The following is a 25,798-nucleotide window of genomic DNA, read 5'->3' as shown; positions in this document are numbered from 1 at the left end:
TAAAGACTTTGATGCTAGCGCATCTAGGTCTTTTTTTCACCTCACATTTGGTATTGCACTTCATGTGTTAATCTAAGCAACATAAAAAATGGCCGAAGTAAGCATTACTCCGGCCATTTTTCACCATCTACTTTTTGCTAATTAGCACTTAGTACCATCATTAACTTCGGTAATCAGCATTTATCTTGACATAATCGTAAGACAAATCGCAGGTATAAACGGTATCGCTAGCGTCGCCACGTGCCAGATCAATATGAATGGTAATCTCAGGACGACTCATGACGGTCTTACCCGCCGCTTCCGTATAGCTGGGAGCAACACCACCATTTTGGCAAATCATCACCTCATCTAGATAAACATCGACTTGCTCGGTATCCAAATCTTCGATACCCGCATAACCCACTGCGGCAAGGATACGACCCCAGTTGGCATCACTAGCGAAGAACGCGGTCTTGACCAACGGAGAATGTGCAACCGCGTACGCCACATCGCAGCACTCTTGCGTCGTCTTGCCGCCCGTCACTTTTACAGTCATAAACTTGGTAGCGCCTTCCCCATCACGTACAATCAATTGTGCCAGACGGACGAACACCTCGGTCAAAGCTGAAACTATAGCCTGATAATGCGGGTGTTCTGGACTGTCAATCATATCAGCGCTGGCTGTACCGGTGGCAATCAATACGCAACAGTCATTGGTCGAGGTATCACCATCGACAGTAATACGGTTAAAAGACTGCTCATTAATGGCACTTAGCATCTCTTGTAATAAATCAGCCGCAATATTGGCATCGGTCGCCACATAGCCAAGCATGGTCGCCATGTTTGGTCGTATCATGCCTGAGCCTTTTGACATGCCGGTAATATGATAGCTGCTACCTGCGGCGTCGACCTTTTGGCTAGCAAGTTTAGGGACAGTGTCTGTGGTACGGATACCATTCGCCGCCACCAGCCAATTATCAGCGGCTAAACTGGAAAGCGCTTTATCTAAGCCTGCGATGACCGCCTCACTGTTTAGTGGCTCGCCAATCACTCCAGTCGAAAACGGCAACACAGAACTGACATCCACGCCTGCTTTACTGGCCAGCGCTGTACAGATATCAACTGCGCGGCGTTTGCCGTCTGCACCCGTCCCAGCATTGGCATTGCCCGTATTGGTGACCAAATAGCGCGGACTGGCTTTGGCAAAATGCTCACGCAATACTCTTACTGGCGCAGCGCAAAAGGTATTTTTAGTCGTGACCACGGCACTGTTTGCCGTCTCAGCAATCTCAATCACCACCAAATCATTACGATCTTTGTAGCGTACGCCTGCAGCGGTCGCACTTAACTTAATGCCATCGATAGGATAAATAATATCAGGTACTGCAACATTTCCAACAGCCATAGTGACTTCCTTACTTTCCAGTTTTTATGATTATAAATAGAATGTTATTTGTGAGTGTTCAACACGCCCTAGGGTTTGCTTAATTTAAATGCCGACCAGATAGGTGCATGGTCAGAGGGTTTTTCCATGGCACGTAGCTCATAGCTGATACCGGCATCAACGCAGTCATCGACTAGGTCTGAGGTGCACAAAATATGATCGATACGTAGGCCACGCTTAGGGTCATCGTTGAAGCCGCGACTGCGGTAATCGAACCAGCTATACAACTCTGTACTCTCTGGATAGTGCAAACGATAAGTATCGGTCAACTCGCGTGACATTAGTGCTGCATACCAATCACGCTCTTCTGGCAAAAACGAGGTCTTTCTATTTTTCAACCAGCGCTTAGCATTAACTTCACCAATACCGATATCAATATCTTCTGGGGCAATATTCATATCACCCATGACGATGAGCGAGCGACCTTCTGCTTTTAGCGTATCGATATAGGTCATCAAATCGGCATAATAAGCACGTTTCATCGGGAATTTGGTCGGATGGTCTTGACTTTCACCTTGAGGAAAATAGCCGTTGAGTACATCAACCTCACGACCATCAAATTCATAGCGCGCATGGATAAAACGCTTTTGTGCCTCAACGTCTTCACCAGGAAAGCCTTTTTGCACAAATATAGGCGCAACCTTGGACAAGAGTGCCACGCCATAATGTCCTTTTTGCCCAAAATACTCTACGTGATAGCCAAGGCTTTCTATGTTCTCTAGAGGAAATTGCTCGTCATGTACTTTGGTTTCTTGTAGACCCATCACATCAGGATCGATTACCTCACGCACCGCCTCTAGCTGATGTTGACGAGCGCGAATACCATTGATATTAAAACTGACAAAACGGGTCATAAATTATCCTATACTGATTGATTAAAAGACGGTGCTGATACGCGTATATAAATCACTATGATAACAGACGTAAGCAAGCCTGACTGTTGCGTGCCCTGATATCTTAAGCTAGAGTAGCTGTTATTAGGACGATGGCTATTAAATGAAAGCGAGCGCCTCAGGCCGATTACACAACACTTATTAAAATAATTATTGAGCATTGTTATGACAACCACTATTAGCAAAAACGCCAACACCTTGCCAAAGACAAAAAAACAAATCACGCCATTATTTGCAAAAGACTACAACGTCTATATTAACCATACTGACGCTGGCGGTATAGTCTACCACGCCAATCATTTGGTGTTTTTTGAAAACTGCCGCCGCGATTGGTTTGGCCAGCTGGGTTTAAATGGGTATTTCTTACAGACTGATGAGGGTCAAGTACAGCATTTTGTGGTGAGTCAGGCAGACTTACAATATAAAAGAGCCATTCTGCTGGATGAAGTCATTAGTGTGCGTGTCGATAAAATCGAGTTAAAACCTGCCAGCATCGTTTTTTACCAGAGCATTCACCGTCATAGTCCAGACAAGGCCTCTACTGATAATAACCTTACCGATAACGCTTCTACCGATAGCGTCAAGAACAGTGCCAAGAACAACGCCAACGCCAATAATAGCTTATTAAGTAGTGGTAAAATCGTCATCGCTTGCGTGCAAAATCAAGTCAGAGCAGAGCCGGATGTTGCCGTTGCGAGCGCTGCACCAATGCGTCCAATTCGTGTGCCAAACAAACTGCGTGAGGCCTTACAAGAAGCGATTGATCAACCTATAAATACACAATGATGCCGACCTATGAGCGTTGATAATGACATGCCTATCGTTGAATTTAAAGACATCTGTGTCCATAGTAAGCGTATCACGCTAATCGATACTGGTGATAAACAGCCCACTATTAGGGCACAAACAAATAACTTGTCTGCCACCTATGATAAGTGGACGCGCAAATTCAGAAAAAACGCTTCTTCTAAGCAAATATTATCGACACCCAAAAGAGTCTTGATAAACAACGTTAGCGGTACATTATTAGCAGGTCAAGTGACCCTTTTGACAGGGTCTTCTGGCAGCGGCAAATCCGTTTTACTGCGTGTGCTTGCAGGCTTACTGCCGATGAGCAGCGGTAAAGTCTGTTTGCGTAATGATAAAGAGTTAAATAATAGAAGTGATAATAGCAGCCTTTATCATAGTATTCATAATACGCCGCCGCCTGAGTGGCGCGCGCGTATCGCCCTACTGGCTCAGCAACCACAATTGCTAGAAGGCACGGTACTTGAGAATTTACAAATACCCTATCGCCTACAAGCGCATCAGCACCTTGATTTTGATATCGACTGGCATATCGCTCAACTTGTTAAGCTCGAACGCCGCGCTGATTTTTTACAGCAAGCGGCCAGTTATTTATCTGGTGGCGAGCGCCAACTGGTCAACACTTTACGTCTTTTACAACTAAACCCACAAGTGCTGTTATTAGATGAGCCGACGGCGGCTTTAGACAGCGATACTTCAGCTCAGCTGGTATATTTACTGATTGACTGGTTACGCGGTGATGCCCAGCGCAGCGTATTATGGGTGACACATGATACGCAAGACATTATGCCATTAGCCGACAGACATTGGCACATGCAAGCAGGCGTCTTAACCGAAGTGAGCTAACATTATCATCAGCTTTCAGTTATTGCTGTTGTTGACAATAGTGACGGCATTTAGGGTCTGTTGAACATTCAAATGTGGAACTGGCAGTGGCTATTTTTTAAACAATACGCAGTGAAGTTTTTGACGCCTAGTCATTCTAGGTTAGATAATTTCGCCATGTATTGGCAAAAAATAGCCCTGCCCTGAAAGGCTGATACTAAAATCACCCCAAACGTTGTTGTAAACCTAGCTAAGGTCTCGACATTATCGTCGGTTTACGCCTGATTTGATAAAAGGTTTGGGACGATTTTAGCAATCAGCAGTCCTAATATTTGAATGTTCAACAGACCCTAATATTTATTGACCTACATCACACCTTAACTCCTTAAACCCCTTTGATAATGAGCCGCTATGAACGCGACGGACGATATGCAAATATTCCTCACCTATGGTGATATTGCGCTTGCCAGCAGTTTAATTATTATCGTGCTTATCATCTCTTGGCGACTGCGTTTAGCTTTAACCAAAACACTATTAACAGCTGCTATTCGCACCATCGTTCAGCTCAGCTTTATCGGTCTGATTTTGGCATGGATTTTTGCTCGTGAACAGTGGTACGAAGTCCTACTCATACTGACTATCATGACCGTAATCGCTGGTGCTGCAGCCAAAAATCGAGTCAAACGCAGCTACAAAGGTTTATTCACTGACACCTTGCTCGCTGTCAGTCTATCAGCCGTATTGGTCACCAGTATCGCAATCATGCTTATATTAAGAGTACAGCCGTGGTATACACCGCAATTCGTCATTCCCATATTAGGCTTAATATTAGGCAATTCTTTGACCGCCATCTCCTTGACCAGCAACCAGTTGATTGAGGCCTTTCATGAGCAGCAAGGACGTATTGAAACGATGTTGAGTCTCTCTGCCAGCCCGTTCGAAGCTGTGCATGAGCAGATAAGAGCCGCCATTATTAATGGCATGACCCCAACGCTAAACTCTATGCTGGTGGTTGGTATTGTCAGTCTACCAGGGATGATGACTGGGCAAATACTAGCGGGTGCAGATCCTACTCAAGCGGTACGCTATCAGATTATCACTATGTTCTTGATCTGTGTTAGTAGCACGTTGGGATGTACTATCAGTGCGTTACTGATTTACCGACGTTTTTTTAATAGCAAACAACAGTTTACCTTGCCTTAGTGACCATGCGTCTTATTTATCTTGCCTCAGATATAAATCTAATTATCTAATTTTTGTATGTACTGCTCAGTACTTGCATGCTAATATTGCCTACAATTAGATTCATGCTAATGTGTTACTCAAATGTATCATTATATTCTCTCTAGTTGATATAACAGGTAATTAATAAGAAGTTTTTCGTACCAATCAGATCTTTTGGTATGGATTTACCCATACGGTTGCTTCGCTTATTTACCACTTTTTATCATGATATAAAATATATAATGGCAACAAAATCTTAGCAGCCAGTCAATAGATAAGGATGTTATCGCTCTCAGCGGCAAATGGTTCACGTCAGCGCTGATTTGTTTTATTGACACGGATATGACTGCTTTCTCACCAAACCTTAATCTATATTAAACCTCAAGGACGCTGACTATGACGTTAAATAAACCTTGGCTTGCCCAATATCCGGCAGGCATGCCGAAGTCGATCGATCCAGATAGATATGGCAGCATAGTAGAGCTATACGAAGAATGCTTTGATCGCTTCCGTATGCATCCCATGAGTATCTGTATGGGCGTCACCCATACGTATGACGACATTGATAAAGCGTCGCTCGCCGTTGCTGCATGGCTGCAAGCTCAAGGGTTACCTCAAGGTACGGTGGTTGCGCTCATGATGCCAAACGTCCCGCAATATTTGCCAACCATGATTGGTATTTTGCGCGCCGGTTATGTCTGTACGCCTGTCAATCCCCTATATACCGGTCGTGAGCTACGCCATCAATTGAATGACTCGGGTGCTCAGGTTATTTTTGTGGTTAATAACTTTGCCCAAGCGCTCGAGCAAGTTATCGACGAGACCAATATCAAGCGTATTGTCCTATCGAAAATGGGCGATATGATGGGTCTAAAAGGTATCTTAGTAAATACTATTATTCGTCAGGTTAAGCGTCTGGTACCCAAGTACAAGCTGAACGATCCTAAGCATGAAGTCACTAAGTTCCCTGACGTTCTTAAAAAAGGTAGAAACCTACCGCTACAAAAACCAAGAATGGCCTTGGACCAAAAAGCTTTTTTACAGTATACAGGCGGTACTACTGGTCTATCTAAAGGGGCGATTTTATCGCAGCGTAATATCGTGGCAGCTTCTATGCAATCAGAAGCATGGACACGCCCTATTACCTCGGAGATCAATGAAGTCTATATCAATATGGTCATGGCCTTACCGCTGTATCATATCTTTGCCTTTATGTTGAGTTTGCTCGGCATGCGCTCGGGCTATACCTTTATCTTGGTACCCAATCCACGTGATATCCCTGGATTTATCAAGACCTTGTCAAAACAACCGTTCCATATCTTCCCAGCGGTCAATACTCTATTTAAAGGATTGCTTGATAATCCAAACTTCAAAGATCTCAATTTTAGCTCATTGCGTATCTCACAAGCCGGTGGTATGGCAGCGACTGAGCAGACAGCGAAACGCTGGCTTGAGACGACGGGCTGTGCGATGATTGAAGGTTGGGGCATGACTGAAGGTGTCGCGGTAGGCACCGCCAACGTCATTACAGATCGTAAATTTAATGGTACGATTGGTGTTCCCGTCCCTAGCGTCGATGTGATTGTCATCGATGATGAAGGCAATCGTGTGGGCGTCAATCAAGCTGGCGAGATGTGTGTCAAAGGCCCTAACGTAACCTTAGGCTATCTGAATAGAGACAGCAGTGATGACTTCACCAGTGACGGTTATTTCCGCACTGGCGATATCGTTAGCATGGACGAAAAAGGCTACTTTAGACTGTTAGACCGTAAAAAAGATATGATTTTGGTCTCAGGCTTCAACGTCTTCCCGAACGAAATCGAATCGGTCATGCTCGATTGTGAAGGTATTCTTGATTGCGCGGTCATTGGTATCCCTGATGATCATCAAGGTGAAGCGGTGAAAATCTATGTGGTACCAGAAGATAATAACGTCACCAAAAGTACCATTAAAGAGTTTGCATTGGATAATTTGACGGGCTATAAATGTCCACGTCATATCGAATTCGTCAGCGAGCTACCAAAGAGTAACGTTGGTAAAGTTTTACGTCAAAAACTGCGTGAAAAACATGACGCGGATCACCCTCAGTTATAAATAAACTGAACGCAGTCACATATAACTGCTCTATAAATTTGATTATAAAATGCGCTTTACCTACAAGGTAAGGCGCTTTTTTTGCTCAACTATTCAAAACAGTATAGTGATGATTTTCATAAATTTGATTTAACGCCCTGTTTCTTACGCGTGAATGACGGTCATTAAAGTATGCTTCTGTTCAAAAAATACATCAAGATATTGTAACGCTAGTTTTAAAATAAGTGACTCAAATACCGCATTCTATAGCGTTGCCCTACTTCATTATATTTTTTTATGATATAGCACAGCTTATCCTAACTTATCTACCGCTTGTCGTTTTTTGACTTGCAACACAGATCACTCTATTTATCAAATTTATATATGTACTGTGAAGTGCGCTTATCATAATATCGACTTCAGTTGTAGTTGTGTTAATGTGTTGCCAAAATATGTCAGTCGATGTTCTAAAGTTTTAATTGATAAGGTTTTTATTGAAAGTAACTTATAAGGGTTATTGAGACGTGACGATATTTTCTGAGTGACATTTTAATCGTTAAATGTACTTATTTGCCGTTTATCCTACAAAAGCCATCATTCTTTGTAGTTAAACAAAATTGTGTAAGGGCCACCGTATGTTAGCAGTCAGTTAATAGTTAGGATAGCACTCAGCACCGCGTTGATTACTACGCAATGATTTATGGTGTTGACAGGGATGTGACTACTTTCTTCTAAGACCTTAACTTATATTAATATTTAAGGACGCTAAATATGACCGTGAATAAACCTTGGCTTGCTCAATATCCTGCAAGTGTACCCAAGACCATCGATCCTGATCAATACGAAAACCTGATAGAACTTTATGAGGAATGCTTTGACCGCTTCCGTCCGCACCCCATGTCTATCTGCATGGGTGTGACGCACACTTATGGAGACGTTGATAAGGCCTCACTAGCAGTTGCAGCATGGTTACAAGCGCAAGGCATTCCTAAAGGCAGTGTGGTTGCGCTCATGATGCCAAACGTCCCGCAATACTTGCCAACGATGATTGGTATTTTGCGCGCCGGTTATGTGTGTACCCCTATTAATCCGCTATATACGGGTCGTGAGCTGCGCCATCAACTGAATGATTCAGGTGCTCAAATTATCTTTGTGGTCGATAATTTTGCTCAAGCACTGGAGCAAGTCATCGATGAGACAGCCATCAAGCGTATTGTCCTATCAAAAATGGGCGACATGATGGGCCTTAAAGGTATCTTGGTCAATACAGTTATCCGTCAGGTAAAGCGCCTCGTACCCAAATATAAGCTTGATGATCCTAAGCACGAGGTAACCAAGTTCCCTGAGGTCCTTAAAAAAGGTAAAAACTTACCGTTTCAAAAGCAGAAGACCTCTTTAGAGCAAAAAGCTATCTTACAGTATACTGGTGGTACCACGGGACTGTCTAAAGGTGCTGTATTATCTCAGCGTAACGTGGTAGCAGCGGCGCTACAGTCAGAAGCATGGTATCGCCCTGTGACCTCAGAAATTAACGAAGTCTATATTAATATGGTCATGGCCTTGCCGCTGTATCATATTTTTGCCTTTATGCTAAGCCTACTGGGTATGCGTTCAGGCTATACCTTTATCTTGGTACCGAATCCGCGTGATATGCCGGGCTTTGTCAAAACCTTGTCAAAACAACCGTTCCATATTTTTCCTGCGGTTAATACCCTATTTAAAGGCCTGCTGGATCAACCAAGCTTTAAAGATCTCAATTTTAGCTCGTTACGTATTTCACAAGCTGGTGGTATGGCTGCTACTGAGCAGACTGCGAAACGCTGGTTAGAAGTGACTGGTTGCCCGATGGTTGAAGGTTGGGGGATGACTGAAGGTGTAGCCGCAGGTACGGCCAATGTCATCACTGACCGTAAGTTCAATGGTACTATCGGCATACCCGTACCTAGCGTTGACATCATTATTGTCGATGACAATGGTAAACGTGTAGGACTACACGAAGCGGGCGAGATGTGTATCAAAGGGCCGAATGTCACGTCAGGTTACTTTAATAAAGACAACAGCAATGACTTTACCAGCGACGGTTACTTCCGTACCGGCGATATTATTAGCATGGACGAAAAAGGCTACATTACCTTATTAGACCGTAAAAAAGACATGATTTTGGTCTCAGGCTTTAACGTCTTTCCGAATGAGATTGAGTCTGTCATGCTAGATTGTAAAGGTATTATTGACTGTGCGGTGATTGGTATTCCTGATGAACATCAAGGTGAGGCGGTCAAAATCTATATCGTTCCTACCGACAATAATGTCACTAAGAGCGATATCAAAGAGTTTGCGCTAGATAATTTGACTGGCTATAAATGTCCGCGTCATATCGAATTTGTGAGTGAATTGCCTAAAAGTAACGTTGGTAAAGTATTACGCCAAAAGTTACGTGAGCAGCATATGCTGGATAACCCACAAACGCTTTAGTCAAAATATCCAAAAAACGCGACGCTATTGCTGATATTGGTTTTTTGTAGCCTCTGTCTGCGCAGGCGCAGCAAGCAAAAAAAATTGATATCAGCAGTGCGTGATGGTTCGATATTATTTTTCACTCACTATATAACGATTAAAACGAAGCTGTTTTATTTTTATTGCTAGGGTCTGTTGAACATTCAAATGTGGCACTGGCAGTGGCTATTTTTTAGACAATACGCAGTGAAGTTTTTGACGCCTAGTCATTCTAGGTTAGATAATTTCGCCATGTATTGGCAAAAAATAGCCCTGCCCTGAAAGGCTGATACTGAAATCACCCCAAACGTTGTTGTAAACCTAGCTAAGGTCTCGACATTATCGTCGGTTTACGCCTAGTTTGGGACGATTTTAGCAATCAGCAGTCCTAATATTTGAATGTTCAACAGACCCTAAATTGCTATACCAAAAATTAGCGAAAAAAAGCCCTCTACAGATGATATAGAGGGCTTTTTTTCTGAATTTACTTTTACCAAAATTTACGTCAAGAAAAACATCATCAGCTGAACTTATTGAGCACTCGTAACGGCAAATGCTTCATGGCATGACCGACCACTGCCCAGGGCAAGCTAGGTACACAAGCTTCTTGAACGCCTGCTTCGATCGCAGCAACCATTGCTTTCGTACCCGTATCTACATCCACTTCAAACGGTAACGGCTTAGCGTTTTCGTTAATTTCCGTACGGATATAGCCTGGATAAATAGTAGAAACGTTAATCGGTAATTTGGTCAACAGCATATCAGCTCGGATGCCTTCTGCCAAATGAGCGAGCCCTGCTTTAGTCGCACCATAAGTGGTCAGGTGTCTCGGTAAACCGCGCATCGCCGACATACTTGATATGACGACCAAATGGCCGCTATTCTGGGCTCGAAAAATACTCATGGCCGCTTCACACTGCGCCAGTGCTGAGATAAAGTTAATTTCAACCGTACGGCGATTGGTCTCAAAGCGACCTTTACCAATACGGCGACTCTCACCGACACCTGCATTGACCACCACACGATCGATACCACCAAAGTCGGCGGCAAAAGCATCAAACACCTCAAAAACTGCATCGTAATTACTGACGTCTAATACGCGATATTCAACGCGAATATTGGGATAAGTGGTCATCAGTTCTGACTTCAAACGCTCTAAGCGCTCAGTACGGCGCGCACAGATAGCGAGGTTGTAGCCAAGCTTGGCAAACAGTCTCGCCATCCCCTCGCCTAAGCCGGAGCTGGCACCCGTGATTAAAATGGTCTTATCACGCCCTACTTGCTGCTTATTCAAGCCTTTAAGATAGCGTGCCGGTTGCACAGCACTCAATATCTGCTGCTGGCTTTGCTTAGTGGTTTTGGTAGCTAAGCCAATTAATTGATTTTTCATGACCAATCCTTTGTATAACGATAACGAAATAGCTTCGATACCTCATAAAACGGTACTTATGAGGTATTGAAATCAATTGCTTACATTTATATTCTAACAGCTGATGAGTAATCACTGAGTCATGGTTATGTATTTAAGCCAGTGTGTATGACTAAAAGAATAGTCTGGTCACCTATCGCCACGTCACGAAGCGTTTACCGTCGGCAAATAGATGACTATATTCATTGAGAGACATCAGGCGTGTGCTTTGATCTTTTAGCGTAAGAGAGGTTACCCCGGTATTGACCAAGCTTTTATTAAGCTGATACGCAGTCTGGCTACCTTGCTGCAACAGTTGTGCGGTGATAGCAGCGATCACACCGCCAGAGGTGAAGACCAGTACCGTACTGTGGCGATCTAAGTTTAAACTGGTGACTTGCGTGCGGATTTGCTCAAGCGCTTGTTGAGTACGGCTATTGAATTGTGACCAGCTCTCAAGATAGTCATGATCATTATCACCCGCATGCCAGCGCTGCATCGCCAGATCGAACAGCTCAGCTAAGCGCCGCGCTGGAACCTCTGCCTTGGCAATCTCAATAGCAATTGCCGATCTACTGGCAAAAGTAGGATCTGATTTAACCAACACGTCTTTGTGATTAAACTCATCAAACTGCGGAATGATGTAGCTGTCAGGCTCATTTATATCGAGTGCCGCTAAGAGAGGCGCATTATCATTACCATTATGGTTAATAGAGGTCTGGTAACTCTCCCAAAAGTGCCGCGCCGAGTCTTTTTGCCGTTCTAAACTGCCACTAAAAATAGCGTCAATGCGGCGCTGCGTCGTTGCATAGTGCTGGCCGAGCATCTGCGCTTGCATACTCCCTAATTCTGAGAGCTTATCATAATTCTTTTGCCCAAACGATGCTTGACCATGACGTGCCAGAAGGATGGTTGTCATAAATAATCCCTTGTTATTACATTCACTAAACGGCTGCTTTTAAGACAATTATTCGTCAGAAGCATCAGTACTCTTGGCAAAATAGCCTTTTGGCAAAATACCTTTGACCACTTTTTGTACAGGGCTCGGTAGCTGCTCAATCGTCGTAGCGTCGACCCCCATCTCTTTTAGGTGTGGCTGTACATGAGTGTTAAACAGTGCCTCACCTTCATACTGAGCAATCAGCTTAAGACATTTGGCGTGTAGAACGTGGACGATAAGCCAAAAATTCTTAAAGGCGGGATTACTTGTTTGCTTATGGTAGTAACGATAGTAAATTTGCTGAACGATACCCGCTAAGCGAAACAAGCCAAACACTTCATAAAAGGTCCAGTTGTCTACCGCTAACCCTGTCTGCTTCAAGTAATAGGCAACGACTTCGTCACGCGTCATCATGCCCTTTAAATGGGTGGGCTGACGGCGTGACTGTTGCATGACGATATTGTCATCTTCTTCAATCCAATACGCCAAGGCACTACCCAAATCCATTAAAGGATCACCAAGGGTCGCCATCTCCCAATCAAGCACACCAATGACTTTGGTCGGATCATCAGCTGCCAAAATGACATTATCAAAACGCCAGTCATTATGGATGATGCAGGTTTTGCTATCAGCAGGCGTATGCTTACCAAGCCACTGCCGTACTAGTGCAAAGCTTGGTACGTTGGGCGTTTTTGCTTTGACGTAGCGTTTATCCCAGCCGCTAACTTGGCGCTCACAATAGCCGTCACCGCGACCTAGCGTGACCAAATCTGGATGCTCTTTATAATCTACTTGATGCAATTCGACCAACGCATCGATGACATTGGTACACAATGCACGCGTTTGCTCAGGATCTAAATCGATGCCTTTTGGCAAATTGGCACGAGGAATGATGCCTTCCATGCGCTCCATGACATAAAAATCGGCACCGATCACAGCTTCATCGGTACATAACGCCACCATCTTTGGCACATAAGGATAGGCGTCTTTTAAGGCTTTTTGCACGGTATATTCGCGCACCATATCATGCGCTGACTTGGCCTTGGTGCCTTTTGGCGGACGACGTAGAATTAAATCTTGGCCATCACCATCACTGCCGTATTGTAGACGATAAGTCCAGTTTGAGGCGCCGCCAGAAAACTGAGTAACCGTTGGCTCACCTTTTATATCGACGCCTTGCTCGCGTAGCCAAGCGCTGACTGCTTGTGCGTCAAGCTCTTCGCCTTCGCGCACTTCGCCACCTTTATCCAAGACTTTATTAAGTGTTTGATGGTCATTGTCAGTATTGTTGGCATGATTATCAGTTGCCATGAGATATTCCTTATCTTGTTGTCATTTTTATTTATAAAATATGTTGGTAATAAAAATTCACTATCGATATTTGATAGTGAATTTTTAATTAATTCTTACGTTAAGCACATGGATGTTCAATATATTGCTATTAAATGCATGGCTATTCAGCGAACCGTCATTGAAGCCGATAAACACACGCCCTAACAACAGAAACTATAACTATGCTTTTGCAGATTTAGACGGACGGCTAAAACCTTGACGTTTTAGCTCTAACTTAGCAATCATGGTTTTATGTACTTCATCAGGGCCATCGGCCAAACGCAATGCTCGCGCTTGAGCAAAGAAGCTTGGCAACATGGTATCTTGACAAACGCCCATACCACCATGAATCTGAATCGCCATATCGACCACTTCTTGTAACACAGTCGGTGCAACGACTTTAATAGCAGAGATTTCTGTGAGTGCTGCTTTGGTACCTTGGGCGTCCATTTTCTGCGCCGCGTATAGTGTCAGCAAGCGTGCTTGATCAATCTTGATACGCGCTTCAGCGATACGCTCGAAGTTGCCACCCAATTGTAATAATGGCTTACCAAAAGCGCTGCGCTGCATACCGCGATTGACTGCCAACTCTAGCGACTTTTCGGCCGCACCAATACAACGCATGCAATGATGAATGCGACCTGGCCCTAGACGACCCTGCGCAATTTCAAAGCCCATACCCGGTCCACCAATAAAGTGGCTGACGGGCACGCGGACATTATTAAAGCTGACTTCACCATGACCGTGCGGCGCATCATAATCACCAAATACTTTGAGCATACGCTCGATATTAACGCCTTCAGTTTTTGCTGGCACTAGTACCATAGAGTGCTGTTGATGACGGCCTTTACTATCATCAGGAGTGTAAGCCATCACAATCAGCACATCGACAGCCGGATCACCCAGACCCGATGACCACCATTTACTACCATTGATAACAATCTCATCACCATCGACAACAGCAGTCGCTTGCATATTGGTGGCATCACTTGAGGCAACATCAGGCTCAGTCATACAAAAGACCGAACGCGTTTTACCCTCTAAAATTGGGGTCATCCATTTGTCTTGCTGCTCCTTAGAACCATAGCGCCATAGCAATTCCATATTGCCGCTATCAGGGGCATTGCAGTTGAATACATAAGGCGCGAGCAAACTGCGACCAGTCAACTCGGCAATCGGTGCATAATCGGTCACTGAAAGCCCTGCACCTAGAATATCGTCCGGCAAAAACAAATTCCATAAGCCTGCTTCGCGCGCTTGTTTACGTAGGCTCTCGTACTTCTCTGGCCATTGCCAGTTTTTCCAATTACCATCTGGATTTTGCTCATGACAATCTGCCCAAAACTGCGCCTCGATTGGCTCAATTTGGGTTTCGATAAACTCCTTAACTTTGGCATGCATGGCTTGACCATGTTCTGTCGCCGTAAACATCAATGTATTGTTAGACATAATGACTTCCTTTTCTGTGTTGATTATTTTAATCAAGCATTAATTAAAAACTGAATAAAACTTTATAGTGTACGTACGTATACTCTGCTTTGTATGCACCATTTATAACACAGCAATTACGATTAAACAGCAAAAAGGCGCGACCAGCTAGGACACGCCTTTTACAAAATGCAAACAATGCACGATTCAGAACATAGCGACTACAATATCAGCTGTTGAATACCCTGATGATATCTAAAGCTATTTAAGAATATTCAGACGACTGTTAAAATCAAAACGTGCTAAGGCGTCTGGCAGCTTATCGATGGCTATGCTGAGTGTCGCTTCTGCCGCTTGAGCCAATCCTAGTTTTTCAGCAAAGGTTGGTTTTTGACGAGAATGCAGCGCATACACTTCATTGTTTTCCATCAACTCTAAAAGGTAGCTGTCTGAGGTTTGCAGTTTATCAACCAAGTTCAGATGCACAGCGTCCTCACCATACCAATGCTCACCCGTGGCGACTTTATCTAAGTCTAGCATTGAACGATAACGATTGACGAAATGCTTAAACAACTCATGCGTCTGCTCTAGCTCTTCTTGGTACTTAGCGCGATCTTCGGCATCGTTTTCTCCAAATACCGTCACCGTACGCTTGTAATCACCAGCGGTAAACATCTCATAATCGACGTCATGGTTTTTGAGCCATTTATGGAAGTTGGGCAATTGTGACACCACACCAATCGAGCCGATAATGGCAAATGGTGCGGCGACGATATTATCCGCGACACATGCCATCATATAACCGCCACTCGCCGCGACTTTATCGACACAGACCGTTAGTTTTAGACCGGCATCTTTTAGACGCGCCAACTGTGCCGCTGCCAATCCATAACCATGAACCAAACCGCCACCTGATTCTAGGCGCACCACGACTTCATCGCCTTTATTGGCAGTACTGATGAGCGTACTGATTTCTTCACGAAGATGCTTGACCGCCGTGGCTTTGATATCACCATCAAAATCGAGGACAAAGACCTGATGTTTATCAGCCACGTTTTTTTTCTTACTTTTGGCTTTTAGCGCTTGCTTGGCTTTTTTAGCCATGGCTTTTTTGAATTGCTTGAGAGCAGCTTTGCCTTGAGTGGCCTCCATAAGATCTTCACGGCGTTGCTTTTGGCTTTCGTTCAGATGTAGTACTTTTAGCTCAACAGGGTTTTTGGGGGGATGAAATAGCATAATACAAATCCTCAAGTCAGTAGATATATCTATATATAGTCGATTCAATTTAAAAGTAGTACAAGGCAACCGAGTGGTGATGTATAGGTGATACTTCAAGCGAGGTCAACGCTGTAATACTTTTATAGTGGAATGACTATAGCTGTTTTTATTAGCGTGCGGTTGATATGCGCACGCTTCGCAATATTTTCAAGCAAAATGACAATATTTAACCCAATACAGATGTTACTGAATAAATACCTTTGATGCCGACTCTCGAGACCGACGCGCTCGTGTGTTTTGATTGGACTGGGCTAGTTGTATAACTTAGCTGGTTGTATAACAAAGGCAGTTTAGGCATAATATGCGTTTATATCATATTTTCTGCAGCCAACGTGATGACCATTTGTCTTAATCGCGTTGTTTGTGCTTTTTTTTGCGCATCGCTTGAATCGCGCAACAATGGCTGCATTATTGTATTTCGAATTGGGCTGACAACTGGATAACCTTATTATGACGCAAAGCACTATGACGCATAGCGAATACCGAGACGAATATTGCGGAGCCGTAACCGAAAGCTTCATTGAGCAAACCATTAGTATCGTAGGTTGGGTACATCGTCGTCGCGATCACGGTGGCGTAATTTTTTTAGACATGCGTGACCGCGCTGGTATCTTGCAAGTAGTCGTGGATCCTGATACCCCAGAAGCCTTTGCTACTGCTGATGCGGTACGTCCTGAATATGTGCTAAAAATTACTGGTCGCGTACGTCGCCGTTATGAAGGTACTGAAAACAATAATATGACCAGTGGTCAGATTGAGCTACTGGCGAAAGAAATCGAAGTATTGGCAAAATCTGAAACCCCACCGTTCCCATTGAATGATGAGAAAACTACGGTATCAGAAGACTTGCGCTTGAAATACCGCTACCTTGATATGCGCCGTCCGCAAATGCAAGAGCGCATGGTGTTCCGTGCCAAAGCCACTTCAACGATTCGTCGCTATTTAGATGACCATGGTTTCTTAGACGTTGAAACCCCTATCTTGACTCGTGCAACGCCAGAAGGTGCGCGTGATTATTTGGTGCCTTCTCGTACACGTCCTGGTAACTTCTTTGCCTTGCCGCAGTCGCCACAGCTATTTAAGCAATTGTTAATGGTGTCAGGATTTGACCGTTATTATCAAATCGCTAAATGCTTCCGTGACGAAGACTTACGTGCCGATCGTCAGCCTGAATTTACTCAGGTGGATATTGAGACTTCTTTCTTAAACGAAGAAGAAATCATGAACATTAACGAAGGTTTGATTAAGCATTTATTCAAAACCATGATGGATGTGGAGTTTGAAGATTTCCCACGTATGACTTACGCTGAAGCGATGCGTGACTATGCCTCAGACAAGCCTGACTTACGTATTCCATTAAAATTGGTCGACGTTGCCGATTTAATGAAAGACGTTGATTTCAAAGTATTTGCCGGTCCTGCGAACGATCCTAAAGGTCGTGTTGCTGCTCTACGTATTCCTGGTGGCGCATCACTCAGCCGTAAGCAAATCGATGCTTATACCAAGTTTGTCGGTATTTATGGTGCACGTGGTTTGGCTTATATCAAAGTCAATGACGCAGCTAATATCAATAACGGTGTCGATAAAGAGTCTGGCTTGCAGTCTCCTATCATTAAAAACATGCCCGACGATGTGTTGGTAAGCTTAATTGAGCGTACTGGTGCAGAAAGCAATGATATTATCTTCTTTGGTGCAGATAAAGCCAGTGTCGTAAACGATGCAATCGGTGCCCTACGCCAAAAAATCGGTCTAGACCTTGAGATGACCACTTGTCAGTGGGCGCCACTTTGGGTGACTGATTTCCCAATGTTTGAGCAGACTGACGATGGTCGCTGGACGTCAATGCATCATCCGTTCACTAAGCCTAAAGGCTCAGTACAAGAGCTAAAAGACAGCCCAGAAACTGCGCTATCTATCGCTTATGATATGGTCTTAAATGGTACTGAAGTTGGCGGTGGTAGCTTACGTATCAATACCTTTGATATGCAGCAAGCGGTACTTGAAGCCTTAGGTATCGGAGAGCAAGAGGCAGAAGACAAGTTTGGTTTCTTACTTGACGCCTTAAAATTCGGTGCGCCTCCGCATGGTGGCTTGGCTTTTGGTTTAGATCGCCTGATTATGCTCATGGTAGGCGCGGACTCCATTCGTGATGTTATCGCTTTCCCAAAAACCAAAACTGCTGAGTGTCCACTAACTCAAGCACCTGCTGAAGTTGATAGCAAGCAGCTACGTGATCTTGGTATTCGTGTGCGCGAAAAAGCACAGGCTGATGCCAAATAACCTGCTAAATAAATGGTCTCATCATGCTCAGATGTGTTTTAACTGATTTGCTATGTGATTCATTATCATGTGAATGGTCATGAATCCGTATCATATTTTCAAATTCGTGCCACTGTCTGTGTTACAGATACTGGCACGTTTTGTTGCTTGGGTAATCGTAAAAATACCCAGTCTGAGTATCATGCGTACTGTCAATATTAATCTGGCGCTGATTCACCATGCACTACCAGATAATCAAAGACAGGCTTTAGTCAAAGACATTATTTATCATCAGTCTATGACCAGTATCGAGTCTATCAAAAGCTGGGCGATGCCACCTGAGTGGAGTATCGCTCAGATTCGTGATGTGCATAACAAAGACATTTTGTTAGAAGGACTGGCTAGTACCAATGGTATGCTAGCTATCGTTCCACATCTCGGTACCTGGGAGATGATGAACGCGTGGCTTAATCAATTTGGCTCACCGACCATCATGTACAAGCCAGCCAAGGGCAATTTGACCGACGACTTCATACTACAAGGTCGAGCACGCCTTAACGCCACGCTAGTACCCACTGATGGTAGCGGTGTCAAAGCCATCTTTAAGACCCTCAAACAAGGGGGCTTTAGTATTATACTACCCGACCATGTCCCCGATCCCTCAGGGGGCGTTGTCGTGCCTTTTTTTGGTATTGAGACCTTAACCAGTACGCTCGCCTCCAAACTCGCTAGCAAGACCAAGTGTGCGCTGGTCGGCTTATCTTGTATTCGCCGTGACGACGGACGGGGTTTCGATATTTATTGTTACCGACTTGATGATCCTGCCCTTTACAACCGTGATGCGTCTGTCGCTGCCTACGCCCTCAATCAAGCAATGCAATATATGATAGAAGACAAATTCAGTCATTATATGTGGGGCTATCGACGTTTTAAGCATATCCCTATTTTGGGCAATCCTTATCGCGCTGATGACACAGTATTGGCAAATTTTATTCGTACCAACCAGTCTCATTCTTCATTGCCTTCTAATAGTAAAGATGATCATAAAAAACTTCCTAACGATGATCAGCAGTAATAACCATACAAATTTTTAAACGTTTAAACATATCGCCAATGACAGCTGTGCTAACATTGACTCATACTTTCATGCCTCCTAATTTTGAATGTAATATTTTTTTATTCATATCAATACGAGTACACCATGGTAACTGACGTAGCCGAAAACTTATCAAAAAATAGAACCAAAAAAGATACTTCGCGAGCGGGACAGCGATATATTATTTGTATGAAATGGGGTGATAAGTACGGTCCTGAATACGTCAACCGTCTATACAATATGGTCAATCGCCATTTGACCTTAGATTTTCAGATGATTTGCTTAACCGATGACAGCACGGGCATCGACCCTGCGGTCATTTGTCATCCTATCCCTGAGATGGATTTACCAGCAGGACCGGAGCGTGGTTGGAAGAAACTCACCACTTTTAAGCCAGAACTATATGGCCTTAAAGGTGTCGCCTTATTCTTAGACATCGATATCGTTATCGTTGATAATATTGATAGCTTTTTTACTTATAAAGCCAAATACGATGATAGCGTCGTCATCATTCGTGACTGGAAAAAGCCATGGCGGATGATTGGTAATAGCTCGGTTTATCGCTTTAATATTGGGATGAACACCTACCCTGATTTGCTGACAAACTTTGAACGTAACTTTGAGACTATTCGTACTCAAGTTCGTCATGAGCAAGCTTATTTATCCAATTACTTACGTGAGCATCACCACTTAGAATATTGGGATAAGACGTGGTGCGTCAGCTTCAAGTACCAATGTATTGCGCCCATTCCTCTTAATTTGGTACGTACGCCTACGCTGCCTGATGGTGCAAAAATTGTTGTCTTTCATGGTGAGATTAACCCGCCAGATGCCATTAAAGGCGGCGGCGGTAAATGGTATCGCCACGTAAAGCCAAGTCCTTGGCTGATACCTTATTGGCAGTGACCCTGTCAACAATCCTTTATTCGAGTTCTTGCGATGCCGATGGTTTACTCAACATTTGAACGAATAAAAGAGGCTTCGGTAAAAATCTGGAAAGGTAATATAGAACTAACGCCCGGCTTACCTCGTGTCGTTGAAGATAACTGTGCGGATGAGCCGTTACTTGATTCATCAGCGATGCTAAGCCCTCGATATCGCCTAGGGAGACTAGGTTCTGCGCCGGCAACAACTCTCTTGGGCCAAACGGACAATCTGTACTGATTATCGGTACGCCTAGCGCTTGTGCCTCGACGATGGTATAACCAAAACCCTCAAACCTAAAGGATAGCTGCGTGCTGTTTTGGCGTAAGCATGCAATAACTCATGATGACCTTTCATACTATCGAATGAGGCCACGTGAATCATATATTTTTTATACGTAATACCGAACTGGCTGAGAGCCAACGGCTGCGTGGCTGCTTTTTTTATGTCATCGATAGCGCAAGGATTATAAATGGTCGTCTTATTCACAGGGCCTATCAGTGTTAACAAGTCCTTACGCGCACCATCGCTAACACAGCTGCATGGATGGGCACCATATACCATTTTTAGGTGGGTAATGGTTGTTTGCAGATCGCTTACTAGCTTCTCTTGAAACTGTCTGGACACTGCCGTATGCAATACATTGATGATATTTGTTAATTGGCTATACGCCATTATGCAGTTGATTTTATATATACTAGCTAGGATGAGATTTGGCACTCCTATGTTATCGAGCACATAATCATCTATCCGTTGCGCCACTGCTCTATAAGCATTTGCTTGCTTGGAATCAGCTGCAAATACTTGCTCAGAAAACACTTGGTGATATGGCACTACATGAACTTGCACGCGCGAATCCAATGGCATATCTCGGGTATATTCGAGACAAAGTACGTGAACATCATAATTTAGATCAGCATAGGCACCTGCCAAGGTTGCAACCATGCGCTCAGCACCGCGCCCTTCTAGTGCTTTTAATATCAGTAAAATAATGGGTTTCATCGTAAGAGTCTTGATCTGGTTATTGGATATATCAGTAAAGGACTTAACGTTACTTATTGCAGCCTTCTGGCTTTATATGCTAGTCTCATCTCCTTTTATAACCTCGCTTTAATAATCAATTGCGTTGATAATAATGGCGCTAAAAATAATAATTAGATCAATCTAAACCTGGGATAGTAAGGATTGAAATGCTAGCAATAAGCCAATTAAATAATAGGATAAGTTATGAAACTGCCTGACGAAAAACAATTGGATATCGTTATAGCTTGGGTAGATGGTGCTGACCCGATCCTAAAAGCAAAGAGGAACCAATATAAGTCCGGCAAATCAGTGGCCTCAGATGCGATAACTGCCACCCGTTTCGCTAGTGATGATGAAATATATTATAATATTGCTTCTATTCTAAAGTACGTTCCTTTTTGCCGTCATATTTATATTGTTAGCGATCAACAGCAGCCTACGTTTATAGATGAGTTTGCCAAACAAAATATCTGTGCCATGGATAAAATACGCATTATTGATCATAAAGATATATTTTTAGGCTATGAAGAATTTTTGCCTACTTTCAATACTCGCTCAATTGAAACTATGATAAGTAATATTGAAGGCTTATCCGATTATTTTATTTATATGAACGACGATTTCTTTTTTAATCAGCCCGTCGCTATAGAGGATTTTTTGGATAAAGAAAAGCTTGTGATTCATGGTCATTGGCGTAAAAGTACAGTTCTGAATGCCAAACTCAATTTCCGAAAATCTCGATTTAAATTCTTGGCAACACCAGTACAACCAAGCCACACCGTAGCACAGATGTTAAGTGCCAAAATATTGAATATGGATGAGTTCTTTGAAATTCACCATTATCCACATATCGTTGATAAAAAGGTAATACAAAACTATCTGCTTAGCCATCCACGATTTTTAGAAAGCCAAATTAAATATAAATTCAGAGACGTAGCTCAAGTCAACCCTATAACCCTGATGAATCATTTAAAAATTCAAAAAAATGAAGTGCATTTGCAGCCTGATATCCCTATTAATTATCTAAAGAATAATGATGGTGTTAAGGGTTTTATAGCCGCGTTAGAGGATAATGCTATCAAGTACGGCTGTATTCAAAGCTTAGATTTACTTGAGGCAGAATCTTATATGAAGGTCAGTCAGGCCATGAGAGATAAATTCTCAGCTTACTTACCTTCTTCGGTGCTAACAGATACAAACAAACCTAAACGCTAACGCTTTTAAACCTAGCTTAGCAATTATTTGGATGCATTATGAAAATATCAGTAATAGGTACAGGCTACGTAGGCTTATCAAACGCGATGCTACTAGCGCAGCATAATGAAGTGATCGCGGTCGATGTGGTTGCTGAAAAAATTGATATGCTCAATGCTAAGCAGTCCCCCATTGAAGATAAGGATATTGAAGATTTTTTATTAAACAAGCCCATTGATTTTACCGCTACTTTAAATGCTAAAAAAGCCTATGAAAATGCGGACTTTATCATTATAGCCACACCAACTGATTATGACCCTAAGACCAATTATTTTAATACCTCAACCGTAGAAGCGGTGATTGAAGAGGTATTATCAGTCAATACACAGGCGTTAATCGTTATTAAGTCAACGGTGCCAGTTGGTTATACTATGAGTGTAAGAGAGCGCTATAACACCGATAATATCATCTTCTCCCCTGAGTTCTTAAGAGAAGGCCAAGCGCTACATGATAACCTTTATCCTTCTAGAATTATCGTCGGGGAGCAATCGGAGCGCGCAGAACAGTTTGCAAACTTACTATTACAAGGGGCGATAAAAAAGGACGTACCACTGCTGTTTACTGAGCCGACAGAAGCCGAAGCAATCAAGCTGTTCTCAAACACTTATCTAGCTATGCGTGTGGCTTACTTTAATGAGCTGGATACTTATGCGCAGACGTTTGGGCTGTCCACCAAGCAAATCATCGAGGGCGTTGGCTTAGACCCTCGTATCGGCACTCATTACAACAATCCCTCGTTTGGTTACGGTGGCTACTGCCTTCCCAAAGATACTAAGCAGCTGTTGGCCAATTACGACGAGGTGCCGAGCAATTTGATTAGAGCGGTCGTCGACTCTAATAGGACTCGTAAAGACTTTATCGCAGATAAAATTATCGAGAGAAAGCCTAAAATTGTCGGTGTGCATCGCTTGGTTATGAAGAGTGGTTCGGATAACTTTAGAGCCTCTGCTATTCAAGGCATCATGAAGCGCATCAAAGCTAAAGGCATAGAAGTCGTGGTATATGAGCCAGTACTGGAAGAAGAAGAGTTTTTTAACTCAAAAGTGATAAAGGACTTGGAAGAGTTCAAATCAATCAGTGATGTTATCGTAGCCAATAGACTTTCTGCTGATATAGAAGATGTAGCGAACAAGGTTTTCACTCGCGATTTATTTGGGAGCGATTGATGAAAGTGTTAATCACAGGTGCTGCAGGATTTATTGGCTTTCATTTAATCAAAGCGTTATTGAATGATAAATTTTTAGATAAAGACTCCTTTGTTGTTGGCATTGATAATCTCAACGATTATTACGAAGTTGAATTGAAACAAGAGCGTTTGCGAATACTAAGTGAGCTTCCAACAGCAAAAGCCTTTAAATTTATTAAATTAGACCTTGCGGACCGTGAGGCAATGTCCGCTTTGTTCTCTAAATATAAGTTTGATGTTGTCATTAATCTTGGTGCTCAGGCTGGCGTACGTTACTCTATTGAAAACCCCAACGCCTATATGGACTCAAACATGGTGGGTTTTTTAAACGTTCTTGAAGGGTGCAGGCATACTAAGGTAAAGCATTTAGTATATGCCAGCTCCAGCTCTGTATACGGTATGAACATCAAGCAGCCCTTTAGCACTGAAGACTGTGTTGATTTCCCTATTAGCTTATATGCAGCTACCAAAAAGTCCAATGAGCTTATGGCGCATAGCTACAGCCATTTATACAACATTCCTACTACAGGTCTGCGCTTTTTTACCGTTTACGGCTCTTACGGTCGCCCTGATATGGCGTATTTTTCCTTTACCAAAAAGATACTGGCAGGTGAGCCTATCGATGTCTTCAATAACGGTATTATGCAGCGAGACTTTACTTATATTGATGATATTATCCAAGGTATCATGCGCATAATGGAAAAACTGCCCTCTTCTCAGACTTCTTCTATCACGACGGCAACTGCTCCTTATAAGCTATACAATATTGGTAATAACCAGCCTATCACCCTACGCCGATTTATTACTGCTATTGAAAGCGCTTGCGGTAAGAAAGCTAAAGAAAACTTATTGCCGATGCAAGCAGGCGATGTACCTATTACTTATGCTGATATTGATGAGCTAGTAGAAGATATTGGTTTTAGACCTAAGACCAATATTGAAGAGGGGATTGAAAAGTTTGTAAATTGGTATAGAGCTTATTACAGCGTTTAAAACAAACTGACATAAAGAGAACTGAGTTTCCAGAGCTAAAATCTTCGAAACTTATTTCATTATATTCACTCGATGGAGTTTATGGCATGGCTACAGAATCAGCATGGCAGCGAAAGCTGACTTTGATGTTTAGGAGTGAAAAAAGACTCAATGCTGGTAAAATTCTCAAAAATTACCATAATAAAAGCTTTGCAGAAATGAAAGCCACATTAATAGATGAGTCAATGTGTGACTTAGGAGCGCTTACCGACGAGCGTAAAAGTAAAGATTTAGAAAGTCATTTAAACAATTTGAAGCATCAGATGGTGGGTCATTCAGAACTTTATTTTTATCACAATACCTTGGTCATATTATTACGTCGTAAGTATAAAAGAGATAAAACCTTTGCTGAATTTGAGCGATTATGGGCCGCTGAAAGTGAGTACTTATTAGAGCATTTATCTATACGCTGGATCGTTTCTGCCTGTGATACCTTTATTGATCATTCCACAGATATCACTAGAGCAACGATTTTGATGAATGTCATTACCTTAATTAACACTTTAAGAACGTACGAAACCAAGAACTTTTTACAGCTTCCTATTGATACAGATCCTAGGCCAGTGCTTAATGATAAAAGTGATATGCTTTATAAGGGCGACTTACCTCTTTATGATGGTCTTACTTACTTCCGAATCGGCACTGACGATAGCTTAAGAAATATGCGCAAGCGTTATCGTAAATTTTACAAAGCGGATGAACTGGCAACAACTATATTGCTATCTGTATTTGAAAAACTCCAAAATAATGATAGTGCTTTCTCAATCTTAAGACAGCTACATACAGATGAATGGTCTAAATGGTGGTTGGATTAGATATATACCGGAGTTTTTCAAGGTAGTTGTCACCATCAAGCCCAATTAAGCAGCTTGTAATCTCATCTTTTCTGGCTCTTTTACA

21 protein-coding genes are annotated in these 25,798 nt (G+C 43.0%); 12 read left to right on the top strand and 9 right to left on the bottom strand.

All coding sequences use genetic code 11. The features are described 5' to 3' along the window. Positions 1-160: 160 nt before the first annotated feature. Both argJ and xthA read right to left on the bottom strand, forming a co-directional pair. Positions 161-1,384: a bifunctional glutamate N-acetyltransferase/amino-acid acetyltransferase ArgJ gene (argJ, locus tag AAEY80_RS13000; protein ID WP_025652748.1), complete on the bottom strand. Its 1,224-nt coding sequence runs from the start codon at positions 1,382-1,384 to the stop codon at positions 161-163. Positions 1,385-1,452: 68 nt separating this feature from the next. After that, positions 1,453-2,277: an exodeoxyribonuclease III gene (xthA, locus tag AAEY80_RS12995; RefSeq protein WP_201617466.1), complete on the bottom strand. Its 825-nt coding sequence runs from the start codon at positions 2,275-2,277 to the stop codon at positions 1,453-1,455. A 204-nt stretch (positions 2,278-2,481) separates the two neighbouring features. Between xthA and AAEY80_RS12990 the strand changes: the two genes are divergently transcribed. From AAEY80_RS12990 to AAEY80_RS12970, 5 genes are all read left to right on the top strand, one after another. Further along, positions 2,482-3,102 (top strand): hotdog domain-containing protein, encoded by a 621-nt coding sequence (locus tag AAEY80_RS12990; protein ID WP_201608096.1) that lies wholly within the window; start codon positions 2,482-2,484, stop codon positions 3,100-3,102. Between the two features lie 9 nt (positions 3,103-3,111). After that, positions 3,112-3,969 carry an ABC transporter ATP-binding protein gene (locus AAEY80_RS12985; RefSeq protein WP_201583626.1) on the top strand — a complete coding sequence of 286 codons (858 nt, stop codon included), beginning with the start codon at positions 3,112-3,114 and terminating at the stop codon, positions 3,967-3,969. A 390-nt stretch (positions 3,970-4,359) separates the two neighbouring features. Then, positions 4,360-5,151, top strand: coding sequence for an ABC transporter permease (locus AAEY80_RS12980; RefSeq protein ID WP_025652753.1), 792 nt, complete (start codon positions 4,360-4,362; stop codon positions 5,149-5,151). A 417-nt stretch (positions 5,152-5,568) separates the two neighbouring features. Beyond that, the gene (locus tag AAEY80_RS12975; protein WP_350588422.1) at positions 5,569-7,266 is read left to right on the top strand and encodes an AMP-binding protein; all 1,698 of its coding nucleotides are present in this window, start codon (positions 5,569-5,571) and stop codon (positions 7,264-7,266) included. 750 nt (positions 7,267-8,016) lie between these two features. Beyond that, positions 8,017-9,717: an AMP-binding protein gene (locus AAEY80_RS12970; protein ID WP_201577084.1), complete on the top strand. Its 1,701-nt coding sequence runs from the start codon at positions 8,017-8,019 to the stop codon at positions 9,715-9,717. A 541-nt stretch (positions 9,718-10,258) separates the two neighbouring features. Here AAEY80_RS12970 and AAEY80_RS12965 read toward each other — a convergent pair. The 5 genes from AAEY80_RS12965 to sohB all read right to left on the bottom strand — a co-directional run bounded on the left by AAEY80_RS12965 (position 10,259) and on the right by sohB (position 16,082). Next, the gene (locus AAEY80_RS12965; RefSeq protein WP_101211949.1) at positions 10,259-11,128 is read right to left on the bottom strand and encodes an SDR family oxidoreductase; all 870 of its coding nucleotides are present in this window, start codon (positions 11,126-11,128) and stop codon (positions 10,259-10,261) included. Between the two features lie 172 nt (positions 11,129-11,300). Further along, a complete protein-coding gene (locus tag AAEY80_RS12960) occupies positions 11,301-12,065 on the bottom strand; it encodes a histidine phosphatase family protein (protein WP_101211950.1) in 765 nt (254 codons plus the stop codon). A 48-nt stretch (positions 12,066-12,113) separates the two neighbouring features. Beyond that, positions 12,114-13,397 (bottom strand): phosphotransferase family protein, encoded by a 1,284-nt coding sequence (locus AAEY80_RS12955; protein ID WP_101211951.1) that lies wholly within the window; start codon positions 13,395-13,397, stop codon positions 12,114-12,116. A gap of 201 nt (positions 13,398-13,598) precedes the next feature. Continuing rightward, positions 13,599-14,849, bottom strand: coding sequence for an acyl-CoA dehydrogenase family protein (locus tag AAEY80_RS12950; RefSeq protein ID WP_350588425.1), 1,251 nt, complete (start codon positions 14,847-14,849; stop codon positions 13,599-13,601). A gap of 258 nt (positions 14,850-15,107) precedes the next feature. Further along, positions 15,108-16,082: a protease SohB gene (sohB, locus tag AAEY80_RS12945; protein ID WP_025652760.1), complete on the bottom strand. Its 975-nt coding sequence runs from the start codon at positions 16,080-16,082 to the stop codon at positions 15,108-15,110. Between the two features lie 507 nt (positions 16,083-16,589). Here sohB and aspS point away from each other — a divergent pair. The 3 genes from aspS (at position 16,590) to AAEY80_RS12930 (ending at position 20,385) form a co-directional block, all read left to right on the top strand. Further along, the gene (aspS, locus tag AAEY80_RS12940) at positions 16,590-18,404 is read left to right on the top strand and encodes an aspartate--tRNA ligase (protein ID WP_350588424.1); all 1,815 of its coding nucleotides are present in this window, start codon (positions 16,590-16,592) and stop codon (positions 18,402-18,404) included. A 79-nt stretch (positions 18,405-18,483) separates the two neighbouring features. After that, positions 18,484-19,458 (top strand): lysophospholipid acyltransferase family protein, encoded by a 975-nt coding sequence (locus AAEY80_RS12935; protein ID WP_350588420.1) that lies wholly within the window; start codon positions 18,484-18,486, stop codon positions 19,456-19,458. A gap of 210 nt (positions 19,459-19,668) precedes the next feature. Beyond that, on the top strand, positions 19,669-20,385 hold the full coding sequence (locus AAEY80_RS12930) for a glycosyltransferase (RefSeq protein ID WP_407074194.1): 717 nt from the start codon (positions 19,669-19,671) through the stop codon (positions 20,383-20,385). A 16-nt stretch (positions 20,386-20,401) separates the two neighbouring features. On the opposite strand, the gene AAEY80_RS12925 is transcribed toward AAEY80_RS12930, so the two are convergent. Together AAEY80_RS12925 and AAEY80_RS12920 are read right to left on the bottom strand one after the other, a co-directional pair. Next, entirely contained in the window at positions 20,402-20,644 is a 243-nt protein-coding gene (locus tag AAEY80_RS12925; protein WP_374190008.1) for a hypothetical protein, read from the bottom strand. Positions 20,645-20,655: 11 nt separating this feature from the next. Continuing rightward, positions 20,656-21,405, bottom strand: coding sequence for a glycosyltransferase family protein (locus tag AAEY80_RS12920; RefSeq protein WP_227687645.1), 750 nt, complete (start codon positions 21,403-21,405; stop codon positions 20,656-20,658). A gap of 225 nt (positions 21,406-21,630) precedes the next feature. Here AAEY80_RS12920 and AAEY80_RS12915 point away from each other — a divergent pair, with 225 nt between their 5' ends. The 4 genes from AAEY80_RS12915 to AAEY80_RS12900 all read left to right on the top strand — a co-directional run bounded on the left by AAEY80_RS12915 (position 21,631) and on the right by AAEY80_RS12900 (position 25,713). Further along, positions 21,631-22,641, top strand: coding sequence for a stealth family protein (locus tag AAEY80_RS12915; protein ID WP_101211953.1), 1,011 nt, complete (start codon positions 21,631-21,633; stop codon positions 22,639-22,641). A gap of 38 nt (positions 22,642-22,679) precedes the next feature. Next, entirely contained in the window at positions 22,680-23,846 is a 1,167-nt protein-coding gene (locus AAEY80_RS12910) for a nucleotide sugar dehydrogenase (RefSeq protein WP_101211954.1), read from the top strand. Next, positions 23,846-24,859 (top strand): NAD-dependent epimerase, encoded by a 1,014-nt coding sequence (locus AAEY80_RS12905; RefSeq protein WP_201566721.1) that lies wholly within the window; start codon positions 23,846-23,848, stop codon positions 24,857-24,859. The genes AAEY80_RS12910 and AAEY80_RS12905 overlap by 1 nt, the downstream gene beginning before the upstream one ends. A gap of 86 nt (positions 24,860-24,945) precedes the next feature. Beyond that, on the top strand, positions 24,946-25,713 hold the full coding sequence (locus AAEY80_RS12900; RefSeq protein WP_201566724.1) for a hypothetical protein: 768 nt from the start codon (positions 24,946-24,948) through the stop codon (positions 25,711-25,713). The last annotated feature ends 85 nt before the right edge of the window (positions 25,714-25,798 follow it).

The organism is Psychrobacter sp. 78a-MNA-CIBAN-0178 (assembly GCF_040309625.1).
Lineage (GTDB): Bacteria > Pseudomonadota > Gammaproteobacteria > Pseudomonadales > Moraxellaceae > Psychrobacter > Psychrobacter okhotskensis.
Note: the sequence above shows the minus strand (reverse complement) of the source record. Positions and strands in the feature narration are given on the sequence as shown.